13 protein-coding genes and 1 other annotated feature are annotated in these 13,287 nt (G+C 39.5%); of the genes, 2 read left to right on the top strand and 11 right to left on the bottom strand.

Going from position 1 to position 13,287, the window contains the following annotated elements; all coding sequences use genetic code 11:
• Positions 1-15: 15 nt before the first annotated feature.
• The 5 genes from MKX62_RS14240 to MKX62_RS14220 form a co-directional block, all read right to left on the bottom strand.
• Positions 16-720, bottom strand: a complete 705-nt coding sequence (locus MKX62_RS14240) for a gamma-glutamyl-gamma-aminobutyrate hydrolase family protein (RefSeq protein WP_340741694.1) — start codon at positions 718-720, stop codon at positions 16-18.
• 30 nt (positions 721-750) lie between these two features.
• Positions 751-2,409: an FAD-binding dehydrogenase gene (locus MKX62_RS14235; protein ID WP_340741693.1), complete on the bottom strand. Its 1,659-nt coding sequence runs from the start codon at positions 2,407-2,409 to the stop codon at positions 751-753.
• 21 nt (positions 2,410-2,430) lie between these two features.
• On the bottom strand, positions 2,431-2,748 hold the full coding sequence (locus tag MKX62_RS14230; protein ID WP_338653143.1) for a thioredoxin family protein: 318 nt from the start codon (positions 2,746-2,748) through the stop codon (positions 2,431-2,433).
• Positions 2,749-2,858: 110 nt separating this feature from the next.
• A complete protein-coding gene (locus tag MKX62_RS14225; protein ID WP_340741692.1) occupies positions 2,859-3,653 on the bottom strand; it encodes a GNAT family N-acetyltransferase in 795 nt (264 codons plus the stop codon).
• Between the two features lie 108 nt (positions 3,654-3,761).
• The gene (locus tag MKX62_RS14220; RefSeq protein ID WP_067213871.1) at positions 3,762-4,271 is read right to left on the bottom strand and encodes a DUF3231 family protein; all 510 of its coding nucleotides are present in this window, start codon (positions 4,269-4,271) and stop codon (positions 3,762-3,764) included.
• 217 nt (positions 4,272-4,488) lie between these two features.
• Between MKX62_RS14220 and MKX62_RS14215 the strand changes: the two genes are divergently transcribed.
• Complete coding sequence (locus MKX62_RS14215) at positions 4,489-5,475, top strand: M23 family metallopeptidase (RefSeq protein ID WP_067206962.1); 987 nt, start codon at positions 4,489-4,491, stop codon at positions 5,473-5,475.
• Positions 5,476-5,872: 397 nt separating this feature from the next.
• Complete coding sequence (locus MKX62_RS14210) at positions 5,873-6,430, top strand: membrane lipoprotein lipid attachment site-containing protein (RefSeq protein ID WP_340741691.1); 558 nt, start codon at positions 5,873-5,875, stop codon at positions 6,428-6,430.
• 70 nt (positions 6,431-6,500) lie between these two features.
• Here the strand turns inward: MKX62_RS14210 and MKX62_RS14205 are convergent, their stop codons facing one another.
• From MKX62_RS14205 to MKX62_RS14180, 6 genes are all read right to left on the bottom strand, one after another.
• Positions 6,501-7,283 (bottom strand): class I SAM-dependent methyltransferase, encoded by a 783-nt coding sequence (locus MKX62_RS14205; protein ID WP_340741690.1) that lies wholly within the window; start codon positions 7,281-7,283, stop codon positions 6,501-6,503.
• Positions 7,284-7,417: 134 nt separating this feature from the next.
• Positions 7,418-7,756: an ASCH domain-containing protein gene (locus tag MKX62_RS14200; RefSeq protein ID WP_340741689.1), complete on the bottom strand. Its 339-nt coding sequence runs from the start codon at positions 7,754-7,756 to the stop codon at positions 7,418-7,420.
• A gap of 129 nt (positions 7,757-7,885) precedes the next feature.
• Positions 7,886-8,611: a class I SAM-dependent methyltransferase gene (locus MKX62_RS14195; protein ID WP_231885780.1), complete on the bottom strand. Its 726-nt coding sequence runs from the start codon at positions 8,609-8,611 to the stop codon at positions 7,886-7,888.
• Positions 8,612-8,772: 161 nt separating this feature from the next.
• Positions 8,773-9,231 carry a VOC family protein gene (locus MKX62_RS14190; RefSeq protein WP_340741688.1) on the bottom strand — a complete coding sequence of 153 codons (459 nt, stop codon included), beginning with the start codon at positions 9,229-9,231 and terminating at the stop codon, positions 8,773-8,775.
• Positions 9,232-9,705: 474 nt separating this feature from the next.
• Positions 9,706-11,742 (bottom strand): prolyl oligopeptidase family serine peptidase, encoded by a 2,037-nt coding sequence (locus MKX62_RS14185; protein WP_340741687.1) that lies wholly within the window; start codon positions 11,740-11,742, stop codon positions 9,706-9,708.
• Positions 11,743-11,866: 124 nt separating this feature from the next.
• A complete protein-coding gene (locus MKX62_RS14180) occupies positions 11,867-12,883 on the bottom strand; it encodes an LLM class flavin-dependent oxidoreductase (protein WP_067206944.1) in 1,017 nt (338 codons plus the stop codon).
• A gap of 154 nt (positions 12,884-13,037) precedes the next feature.
• Positions 13,038-13,265, top strand: a binding site (T-box leader).
• Positions 13,266-13,287 lie beyond the last annotated feature (22 nt).

The raw sequence follows: 13,287 nt of genomic DNA, 5'->3' as shown, positions 1-13,287 counted from the left end.
CCATTATTTAATTCCCTAGTTAGCACACTCACTAATGAATCTTTCAAATATTCGCAAGGAAACAGCATCCCCTGCTGCCGATAATGCTTCGGGATGCCATTGAACGCCTAATACGAATTGTTCATCCGTGCTTTCAATTGCCTCTACAATTCCATCGCTTGCTACACCAGTAACTTTGAAATCCGACGGTACTTCCTTCAACGATTGATGATGATACGAATTCACCTGAATGCGTTCACTCCCCGCAATCGATTCAAGCAAACTTCCTTTATCCAGTTGAACATAATGAGAACAGTGCGTGTTGGGTGCCTTTTGTATATGTTGAAGAATTGGACTGTCGTTTTGTTTATAAAGATCTTGATACAATGTTCCACCAACTGCGACATTCAATACTTGAAGCCCTCTACAAATGCCAAGAATCGGTTTCCCTGTTTTGAGCATTCTGCGCGCAAGTTCAAGTTCGCTTGAATCCCTGCTTGGTGAGACTACTCCGAGATACTCATGCGGTTCTTCATTAAACAACATCGGATTGATATCATTTCCTCCAGATAATAAAAGGCCATCAAACATTTCGATCAGTTGCTCAACGTCTTGCTCCAACCCAACCGGAACAATCATCGGCAATCCACCCGCTCGGATAACTGCCTGTACATATGTGTTTTTTAATATATTTTCCCCATCTTGCTGAACATCTGTCGTTATACCAATAACTGGTTTCATCCACATATCCCCCTTATAACTAGTATATTCTTACGCTCGCGTATAGTTTGCACATGCCCTTCCCGCTTGCCTTCCGGAAAAAATACAGCCTCCAAGGAACGTCCCTTCCAATGAACGATAGCCATGAACACCACCACCGCCAAATCCTGCTACTTCGCCAGCGGCATATAAACCCGGTATTGGATTCCCAGTCAGGTCAAGAACTCGGCCATCTAAATCGGTTTGCAATCCACCAAGTGTCTTTCGACTGACGATATGTAAACGCACCGCAATCAACGGTCCTTTTTTAGGATTAAGGAGTTTATGTGGAGCCGCTACTCTGACAAGCTTATCTCCGATATAGTGACGGGCACCACGCAATGCTGTAATTTGCAAATCCTTGGTAAATTTATTATTCATCTCTCGATCCCTAGCATTGACTTGCCGTTCAATGTCGTCTAACTTCAATAAGTTTTCTCCAGTCATTTTATTCATCCCCGAGACAAGTTCCGGGAGTGTATCGGCTACGATAAAATCTTCGCCTTTATCCATGAATGCTTTTACCGGTGCAGTTGGGCCAGGCAGGATTCTCTGTAGCACTTTCCAGATACTCTTTCCCGTCAAATCCGGATTTTGCTCAGATCCGGATAACGCAAATTCTTTCTCGATGATCGATTGGGTCAATATGAACCATGAGTAATCGTAACCGGTTGCCCGGAGTGCTTCAAGTGTTCCTAATGTATCGAATCCAGGGAAATTCGGAGCTGATAATCGCTTCCCCTTAGCATCTAGCCAAAGGGAGGATGGGCCAGGAAGAATACGAATCCCATGATTTGCCCATACCGGGTTCCAGTTTTTAATGCCTTCCGTATAATGCCACATCCGATCCCTGTTAACAATTCGGCCCCCAGCTTGCTCTGTAATCGCCAGCATACGCCCATCCACATGCTCAGGAACCCCTGTAATCATATCTTTCGGTGCTTTTCCAAGACGGAGTTGCCAGTTTTTTCGGATCAATTCAAGATTCGCTCCCATACCCCCACTTGTCACTAACACCGCTTCCGCATATAATTCAAAGCCACTAATCACTTCACGGGAACTCGCTACACCACGGGCGACGGCACTAGGTACAAGTACAGCACCACGTACTCCAGTCACAGCACCATTTTTCGTAATCAATTCATCGACACGGTGGCGAGGCAGATACTCAACTAATCCTTTATCTATCGCAATCCGCATTTTATCCTCAAAAGGTTTAACGATACCAGGTCCTGTTCCCCATACAATATGAAAGCGCGGGACCGAATTACCAGGTCCTTCCGCTAGATGGCCACCGCGTTCCGCCCATCCTACAACCGGAAAAAAACGAATGCCTTGCGCATGCAACCACTCTCTTTTCTCAGTTGCAGCGAAGTTAACATACGCTTCGGCCCACTTCTTTCCCCAATAATCTTCATCTTCCTGACGGTCAAAACCAGCAGTTCCCAACCAGTCCTGCCAAGCAAGTTCCTGCGAATCCTTAATGCCCATTCTTCGTTGCTCAGGTGAATCAACGAGAAATAAGCCGCCAAATGACCACCAAGCTTGTCCGCCAAGAGAGGCTTCCGGTTCCTGATCGAGCAGTAGAACTTTCTTCCCGGCATTTGTAAGCTCTGCCGTCGCAACTAATCCCGCCAAACCAGCACCAACAACAATGACGTCATATTTCATTGAGTAGCCTCCCCCCTTAAATCAAGCCGAAAGACTGTTAATAAATTCTTCGATTTCCGTTTGCGATTTACGGTCTTTACTAACAAAGCGACCCGCTTCAACACCACTATGGAATGCGATAAAACTCGGGATTCCAAAAATATCTAAGTCTCCACATAAATCTATAAACTCATCACGGTCAACAAGAATGAAACTATATTCCGGGTAATCTGCTTCGATCCCAGGTAACAAAGGTTCTATTACTCGGCAGTCCGGGCACCAATCTGCCGAAAACATGAACATTGTTCTCTCCTCATTTTTCAGCTTGTCGAATTGTTCCATTGATTGTAGTTTTTCCATTTGAAATCACTCCTATTTTTTAGTTAGCTTACACGATCTAATTATAGCATCAACAAAGACACAATTTAATATTTTCAGTGAATTATAGTTAGATTCCACCTACCATTCTGTTATTTGAAACTCCACATGCACCATTTCCCAATATCAACAAAACCAATTCGTTTATAGATGGAGCCCGCAGCGGGATTATCATAGAAAAGACAAAGCATCTTGCCTTCATTGAGCAATTCTGTGCAAAGAATAGACATGCAATATGAAGCTAATCCTTTTTTCTCATATCCCGACAAAGTACCAACGCCAACAATCATAGCAGACTGACTATTTTCTGCAGTGCTCGATGCGGAACTTATTATCCGCCCATCTTCTTCGATGAAGTACGTACGAGCAGATTTATTATTAAGTGACTGACGTTTACGTTCAACACTGAATGTACTCGTAGCAAATTCGGGAATTCCATACATTTGATCTATGATTCGTTCCGCGTCATCAGGTGTCGCTTTTTTCACTTCAATCTCTGAGGGTACTTCTTGCAAACCCTTAGCATGCTCACATTTAGCGTAATAGAGTACACGTGGATTTGACGGTTTACTAGTCAAATACGGTTCCAATTTAACAACAATCTGCTCAATCCCTGAAATGAACTCATACTTTTCATCATGATTGATAATTTCTGCAAACCCTTTTGCATCGTATTCTGCTGGTGCATATACGATGAAATTACCATCATAGTTTAGTAGAATCCCTCGCAATTCACCATCCTCAACAAAATCTCCCCATAATTTCTGAATCGGATTAGTAAACCCATACGCTTCAATATCTCCTATTATAAATAGATTTTCTGCTGGCTTCTGTGAAATGAAATCGAACGTAACTTTCCTGTCTTCTTCCACAAGCTGTCGAATCATCTGAATTCCCCCTCTTCAAGTTTTATGGATTAGCTTACCATATAAGACTTTCAAGGTGCAATACGAAAAGGACCTTGTCAACTTAATGACAAGATCCTTTTCGTTTCGTTAACGGCTAGGAGAATCCGTATGAAGCGGTGGCGGTATAATCCACCCTTTTTCTTTGTTCATTCTCAATAACTTCAAACCAAATAACATTTTATCTGCATGGAATTTTCCGAACATCATTGCAAGGTCTTCTCGCAAGCATTGTCCCAACACTTGGCTGCAAGACACAAGAGCTTGTCCGACGTTAATCGATATGGCACCGCTGATTTCAGGATCCATAAACCTTGCACCGACCGGTATATCTTCTGCTTTCGCTTTAGGGCGTTCTGGCAATGACGGCGGCAATGCAATCCCATTCTCTTTTAAAATATTTTCAAGTTGTTTGTTCTCCGATTTCATCGTTTTTACTGCTTCTTCCAACAGCTCGATGAGATCCCCGTCACCTGCATGATTAATAAATGCTTGATACGCACTGATTAGACCATTATTCGCTCCTACAAAAGCCCATGAGCCTAGTACTTCACCGTAATGTAACGGTTCGTCTTTTGGATTACCATTTAAAATACCCAATTCATCTCTCCTTTTCTCTCCACTTGTGTAATGGATTTCAATCGTATTATGTGCTAGAAAAACATTTATATACATATTTTTCACCCGTGAGTCACATATAGATCACAGGTGAAAAATCAGCTTTAATTCAATTTTGAATTGTTTTCCTGAAAAATGTACTTATGAATAAATCCAATTGGGGAATTCTAATATACATGTATTAAAAGGAGGTTTTTTCGTGCGTCACTGGTTTGTTTTACCAATGTATGTACTCGCATTGTCTTTGCTATTCTTAACGGTTGTATCAGCAAAAGAAGAGCCTACTCAAGAAATGATTCTAGATGAACGAATGCGTCTTTATTTACGCTTCGAAAGCGTAACTGTCCCATGGTATTATTTAGCTGCAGTTGATCAATTTGAACGCAACATCCAACAAGTTCGAACTGATATTCCGAAGAATGAAGGTCCGGTCGCCATTCAGTTTTCAGATGATTATTGGACAGGCCCACTTAACCCCGATAAAAAAGATACCTCTCCTGAATCGATTGCTTATTCAGACGGAAATGGACTTGATGGCAATGAAGATGGGTTAGCCAATATAAATGATGCAGAAGACGTCCTTTATACAATGGCAACTTATTTAAGCGAATACGGGCAAGCAGAAGAAGATTTCAAATTGGCTTTATTGGACTATTACAAGCGCGAAGACACGGTTAAACAAATTATAGCTATTGCAAAACTGTATAAACACTTTGAAACATTGGACTTAGATGAACACGCCTTTCCTGTCCCAACCAATTACAATTACAGTTACCGTGGAACCTGGGGAGCAAGCAGAGGATGGGGTGGCAGAAGGATTCACGAGGGAACCGATTTGTTCGCTGGATATGGTACCCCTGTTCGAGCCACGTCCTATGGAGTTATCGAAATAATGGGATGGAATGACTTTGGAGGTTGGCGGGTCGGCATTCGCGACACCCATAATACGTACCACTATTTTGCCCATTTAGCTTATTTCAATAAAGATCTAAAAGAAGGAGACATAGTTGAACCAAAGACCATCATTGGTTCAGTGGGTAGCTCAGGTTATGGAAAAGCAGGAACATCAGGACGTTTTCCTCCTCATCTCCACTACGGGATGTATAAATATAACGGACGTACAGAATGGGCTTTCGATCCTTATCCTTCGCTTAGAATTTGGGAACGGCAGGATAAACAGAAGTGAGGTCAGTGAAAACATCAGTTATAATACTAACGTATTCGGTTGACGGAGAGAAAACATCAAATAACAACCTATATTGGGGACACAATTCACTATGAATTGATGTCTTCCTTTTTGTTGTTATATCAATGCTTAAGTCGATTTGACAAACTAATTAACAGATCAATACGTACACGAATTGAAGTCACCGCATAAATTTATGCGGTGTTGTTGAAACAAATGCCGATAATGTTGCTAATTGTTCACTTAATATGAAGCGAACTTATTAAATAAATGAAATTTATGTTTAAATATATTTTGAATTTTTAAATTATCCATTTAAACAAACTAGCAGGATTCTTGAATGAAGTGAAACCAAAAAGTGGGACAATTCGTCTCATTAAAAAAAGGGGGATAATTGTTGAAAAAAATATTATTGTTTATTTTAGCCACCTTCATTTTGAGCGCTTGCAATAAATTGACTAAAAATTCAAATGAAGCTAGTGTTTCGCGTTCAAAAGAAACCGCTTCTACTGTTCAAACTTTGCCAGAAGATATGCCAAATGACTTTGGGTTCTCTGTTCAGTTTGGTGTGGGAAAAAATAATGAAATCAACACATTTCAAAATACAGTTACCAAAGATTTAATAACGGATGGGACTGCAAAGGCAACTGTAAATTTAACAGATAAGGAAATGGATAAGATTTATAAGAAAATGAAAGAAGTTAATATAGTTGAAAAGAAAACTTTTATACCTGAACCTATAAACGGAACCATTTGCACACAAGAACCACACGAAGAGGATGAATGGAAAATTACCATCAACGGCGAAATCATAACTCATTCTTTTTCAGAGACATACTGTGATCCTACCAACGATGCTAAACAATTAATTGAGTTACGAAATTACGTATTTAGTATAATTAGAAGTAAGGAAGAATATATAGGACTTCCCGAATCCAAAGGGGGATATGAATAGTTAATAAAAAATGGATACTTTTTTACTAACGTTTAATAATTCAACTAAAGTACTGTTAGTGAAAAAAATATTATTCAATCTTTAGCTTTATAGCTCTTGTAGTAATAAAAGTTTTAATATGCTTGTCTAAAATCCTTGTTCCACCGAAGTCATCCTCATAAAAACCTGTAATAACAAACCCTGCTTCAATTTGCCCTTGAATTTGATCTTCCAAAGTATGTGCGTATTCTATTGTTTGACTTGATTTTATATAAGCTTGAACTTCATCCTCTTGCAAATAATCCAATGACGATGAAGGTATGGAATATTTCACATCAAGAATACCTTTTCTTTCTTGATTATCATCAAAAATCCATAATAAAGGATTTGTAAATCCTGCAATTAAAATACCTCTATTTTTTAAAACTCTTGAAACTTCCTTCCATACAAGGTTAACATCTTTTACGAATAAGTTAGAAACAGGATTAACAACAATATCAAAATATTCATCTTTAAAGTCACTAAGGTCTGACATATCGCCTTGTACCGTTTTTATAGTTAATCCATCACGTTTAGCTACATATTCATCTTGTTGCAATTGCTTTTTAGATATATCAGTAACTGTTACATCTGCTCCAGCCGCAGCTAAAATAGGTCCTTGTTGCCCTCCACCAGATGCTAAACAAAGTATTTTTAATCCTACTAAAGATTTCGGAAACCAATCTCGTGGAACTGATCTTTCAGTAGTGACAGTAATTTCCCATTCACCAGATTTACTTTTTTCAATGATTTCGCTACTCACAGATTGTGTGTATCTAGACCCCTCTTCAACTTTCTTATCCCAAGCGTTACTGTTTTGTTGTGTTGTGTCCATTGTAATTCCTCCTATTTTGGCTAGGTTGTGGATGGGGCACCTTCTTAAAGTGAATCCGCTACGTTACTTTATTAACAGTAAAAACAATCTCCTGGCAGCCTGCAAATATCCCCATTAGTTATAGCGATTTTGGTTTAATACTTTATTGTAATAGCAAGTGTTCCCCATTCACTTTCTTGTTCCAGCGAATATATTTCATAGGTTCCTTTCAGCATTTTTTCCATTGTCCAACCTTCACAATCAAAACTGTGAAGCGGAATATCTTTATACATATTTTCAAAAGTATCATATTTTTTTAATTCTAAAACTTGAACTTTTAATGTTTCATTTTGTTCAGGCACACTTATAAATTCGATGGTATCGCCTACTTTAATTCTTCTTCTATTCTCATCATTTAAGCGTACCTCAACTGTCTTTCTCCCTTCTTTAATTGCTTTAAAATACTCTTTATATAACCCCATTTGATGTTGCATTTCACTACACCTCTATTTTATATTTCTTTGCCTTCAATTATTCTTCTTTGGTGTAATACCTGGCCGGTAAGTCAAAAACGTTCCTATTTATCATAGAAACGTCGCGACATTAATAATAATTTTCCATCATTACTTTTTGAAAGCTTTTATTATAAATGTTGCAGGCACTAATTGGGCTTTTTGGGTTGAGTACCATCTCGAAGGATTATCTGAAACTTTGTTATCAGATAACTCAACATCATCTAATACTTTTTCAATAGTGAAACCGGATTCGATTAGTGTATTTATATATGTACTTAATTTCCGATGGTGAATAATGACACTATTATGCCACGCTTCATTGTATTCCGGACCTTCGATATTATAAGATTTATTAAAAGTAAACGATGACTCTTCGTAGGTCAAGCGGTCGTGGATAGGGTGTTCCCAACTAAAGATGAAAATACCACCTGGCTTTAGATAGTTATGGATATTTGACAATGTACGTCGTAAATCAACCGTCCACCCTAATGCATAAATTGAGTATGCAATATCAAAGTAATTGCTTGGTAGTCCTGGGTTTTCCTCCATTGGAGACTCTACTAAAGAAACTTTGACTTGTTGGTTACTCAACAATTTAGTAGCTGTTTCTATTTGCTTTGTTGAAAGATCCACCCCCCATAGTTCCTTTGCTCCTTGGTTACCCATATATTGTAATGAATGCCCACTACCACATCCAATATCCAAGACCTTTTGATTTGAAATATCACCAAATAGTCCAAGTCGTTCTTCATTCAAAGAAAATGGTCCATATTCCGGAAGAGCTGCTCTTCCGAAAAAACGTTCTGCTGATTTCTCCCAGCTTTCCTTATTCAATTTCAAAATCTCCTTATTTGCTTCGATGATTACCACTCCCCTTGATTGTTCACAAATTTAATTTAGTACCAATTTACTTCTGACTATCTAAATTCTACGAAATATTATTATTTCTTTTTCAATCAAATGCCCCTTAAGTTTAACAAGGAAAATAGTTACAATTAGTTATTTTTCCTATTCCAATCTTCTAACGACATCATTTCAAAGTCTTCCTCAAAATCCAACCTTAAAGGGGTAATTAATTCAAGAGAATTACCATCAGGATCTTGAAAATATATTGCTGCATGCGCATTGGGATTATTCGGTAAAACTAGTGGTTGCTTTTCTGGTCGGAATCCAAAGTCAGTCTTTACTGGAATTCCTTTTTGTTCGAGCCATTCTTTGGCAACCTCTATATCCTCTATATCAACTTGAAAAGCAATGTGTCTCAATGAAGGATGATATGGTGTTTCAACTTTATCTGTTTCCCACAGCCCTAACCAACTACGTCCTTTCTCAATCCAAAAAAATACTAGTTTCTCTTTTTGATATGCAATTTCAAAATTAAGTTTTTTATAAAACTCTATAGATGTTTCAAGATTCCTAACAGGTAAATGTGCTTCATATAAACCTTTAATCATCGACATAACCCCCTTTTGGTTAGAATACTTTTTTCGAATCAATCACCTCAAATTACTGTCTGAAAATCATTCAATTTCAGACCTGAGGTAAAAAGCATTCACTTTATGATTTGGAGACGAAAGATCAAACCAACACCTATGTTGAAGTATTGAATACGGTGTACAAACTGAGCGAAGGCGCCTTACAAGGGGTAGCCGAAGCCCTAAGACTAACGGCGAAGCTGTCTGGCTTAGGGCGGGAAGCATCCCCGAGCGCCGAAGGGAATTCAATGGGATTCTTTATTCCAACTTATTAACTTATCTCATTGAAAAATTCTTGCTAAAACTGTTGCGCTTTTTAATCGCAAAATCATAGGAATGGCTATATACAAAAAAAGGGGGACCTATCCGCTATTGCGAATAGGTCTGTAATTCCCCTAGTTATTTCGTTCCCATCACAAGAAATAGTTACGATTGTTTCGGTTCTTGTCTAACTTAAATTTCAATCTCCAATGTCTTAAACAAGAACGAATACATATCCGTCTGTTCTTCGATGATTTTAACAGTTGGTTTACCAAGTCCGTGGCCGGCATTCTTTTCCACCCGCAGAAGGATTGGATTGTTTCCTAGTTGTGCCGCTTGCAATGTCGCTGCAAATTTCGTCGCATGCCACGGCACCACACGATCATCCGTATCAGCTGTTGTCACAAGTGTCGGTGGATACTCGACGCCTTCTTTGACATTATGAAGCGGAGAATACTTGTACATGAACTCGAAATGTTCCGGATTTGTTTCAGCATTTCCGTAATCGGTCACCCAATAGCGTCCCACAGTAAATTTATGATAGCGCAGCATATCAGTGACAGGAACGAGACAAAGTGCCGCCCCATATAGATCAGGCCGCTGAGTGATGCATGTTGCGACAAGCAATCCACCATTACTTCCGCCCATAATGGCAAGCTTCTTGCTGTTCGTATAGTTTTGTTCAATCAGCCACTCTGCTGCTGCAATGAAGTCATCAAAGACATTTTGCTTTTGCCCCAACGTCCCCGCTTTGTACCATTCCTCACCAAACTCTCCACCGCCACGTAAATTCGCAACCGCATACACGCCGCCCGCCTCAATCCACATACGCTGTGATGGGGAAAAAGCCGGAGTCAAGTTAACATTAAAACCGCCATAACCATATAACAAAACAGGATTATCGCCCGTCAATTTCAACCCTTTTCGATGCGTCAGGAACATCGGAATACGCGTGCCATCTTTGGATGGATAAAACACTTGAGTAGTCTCGAAGCCTGTTGCTACAAATAACTCTGACGTATTAAATACAGTATTCAATTCATCTTTTTCAAAATCATAGCGTGCAATCGTTGTCGGCACCAAATATGATGTATAGCCTATGAACATCGTTGACGCTGTTTTCTTGCCGGTCACGCCTGATAAGGAAATGTAATTAGGAAGAGACACTTCTTTTTGGAACTGTCCGTCCAAATCATAAATACGTAGTTTGTAATGGGCATTATGCAAATAGCATACGACAAACTGCCCGTTAATGATTTTTGCGAATGTAATGACGTCTTCTTGTTCTGAAATGATGTCAATCCAATGCTCTTTCCCTGGTTTGTCCAAATGAACAGCAATAATTTTTTCTTTCGGTGCATCGTGACTAGTCGTGAAGTAAAAGAGCTTCCCTTCATTTCCTATAAACGAATATTCGCCGTCATCGTCTGCCAATAAATGAACAAATCCTTCATCAGCTTGTTCATCACGATAATAGATACGACTTTTATTTTCTGTTCCTTTCCATACTGATAAAATCAAATAACGATAATCATCAGAGAGTATTGGATTAAAAGATAACTCTTTATCCTCAGTGTCTTCATATGCCAGAATATCCTCTTCTTGGACTGTACCAACCGTGTGCCAGTAAACGCGGTTATAGTTACTCTCATCTTCTGAATCGACCGTCCCAGGTTCAGGGAATCGATTATAATAAAACCCGCTTCCCTCTTCATTCCATGCAATACTGCTAAACTTGCACCATTTGATGACGTCAGCTTCGTCTATTCCCGTCTGTAAATTGCGGATTCGGATTTCCTGCCAGTCACTTCCGTTCAATGAAACACCGTAAGCTAAGCGATTCCCATCTTTCGTAAACGCAAGATTCGTTATCGCTGCCGTCCCTTCTTCATTCAACGTATTCGGATCTATAATGACCTCAAGTTCATCTGATGATATATCCTTTGTCCGATAAAAGATGGCTTGGTTTTGTAATCCATTATTTTTATGAATATAATAATAGTCCCCTTCTTTTTGCGGAACGGAGTATTTCGGATAATTCCATGATTTCGTTAATTTCTCTTTCACTTTATCCCGTTTCGGATACGTTGCTAAATAGTCTTGGGTTGCTTCATTTTGTTCATCAATCCAATTCTTCACCTCTAAAGTTTCCGGCTTTTCGAGCCAGCGAAAAGGATCTGCAACATCAGTACCATGGTAGTTTTCAACAATCGTTTCTGTCTTTGTCATATTGCCCACCTCATTACCCCCTATAAATGTCATCATCTATATTTTACCATATCACCACCTCAATTAAATAACTATTCTAAATAAAAAGCCGCTAACCTAATTAAAGGTTGCGACTTTTATTTATTCAATCCATCATGTCTGCAATTATGCTATACGAACGCATGCGCTCTTCATGACTGTATACTTGCGTATTGATAATTAATTCGTTCGCTCTTGTTTCTTGAATGAAACTTTCAAGCTTGCGTTTAACCGTTTCGGGACTGCCCACAATCGTTGTACGAGGATCGAGCGTTTGCTTAATAGATGCTTGTTGCTGTGGTGACCAATACTCATTGATATTGTCAACTGGTGGTTTTAATTGTGATGGCATTCCCGTAGTGATACCAAGGAATTGAAGTTGCTGTGAAGTCGCCAACCATTGCGCTTTTTCGTCCGTCTCCGCTGCGATGACATTGATACCAAGCATGGCATACGGTTCTTTCAAAAACTTAGATGGCTTAAAGTTTTGATGGTACAACTGTAATGCTTGCAACGTATACGCAGGTGCAAAATGACTCGCGAAAGAAAAAGGTAAGCCTTTCTGTGCTGCAAGTTGTGCACTAAAGCCGCTCGAGCCGAGAAGCCAGATGGGTATATCAAGTCCTTCACCTGGAAAGGCGCGAACTCGAGCGGATCTGTCCGGTTCAAAATAAGCTTGAAGTTCGGCTAATTGTTCCGGGAAATCGTCACCAGTACTTTGTAATGTGCGACGCAGTGCATAAGCAGTTGCTTGGTCAGAACCTGGCGCACGCCCAAGTCCCAAATCGATTCTTCCAGGATAGATAGATTCGAGTGTACCAAACTGTTCGGCAATAACAAGTGGTGCATGGTTAGGTAACATAATACCGCCCGAACCTACGCGAATTCGTTTTGTTACGCCTGCAATATGACCTATAAGTACCGATGTTGCGGAACTTCCAATGCCAGGCATATTGTGATGTTCTGCAAACCAGTACCGATTGAAACCTAATTTTTCAGCATGCTGTGCCAATTCCGCACTATTTTTGAAGGACTGTGTTGCATTGCTACCTTCATTTATTGGAGAAAGGTCCAAAACGGAAAGTGGAATCGAATTGAACTTTTTAATTTTATCAGCAACCAAATCTTTTCACTCCTTATTTTGTTCTTATAAGAAAGAATACCGTTCCTGACTAGATTCCTCTACCAATTGGACTCAGAAAAACGTGATTTCGGATAAAATGATGCTTGACATTCAATTTTCATTTGTTATGATTAGTTCTAATTCCATAACTAATCTAACTATTTTGATGGAGACACACTTTATCTACTGAAATCTCAAGAGAGCTGATGGATGGTGCAAATCAGTGATTTCGCAGTAAAGTAGCACTCTGGAATAGATAAACTGAAACGTCTAGTAGGTTTATCCGTCACATGCGCGTTAAGCATGCTAACCAAGACTGTCTATTTTTTCAGACAGTAAAAAGGGTGGTACCGCGTGAGTATTTCAGCTTTTCGCCCCTTACATTTATTTGTAAGGGGAGGAGG

It is taken from the genome of Sporosarcina sp. FSL K6-5500 (genome assembly GCF_038005665.1).
Lineage (GTDB): Bacteria > Bacillota > Bacilli > Bacillales_A > Planococcaceae > Sporosarcina > Sporosarcina psychrophila.
The sequence above is the reverse complement of the archived record's forward strand: the minus strand, read 5'-3'. Positions and strand labels throughout refer to the sequence as shown.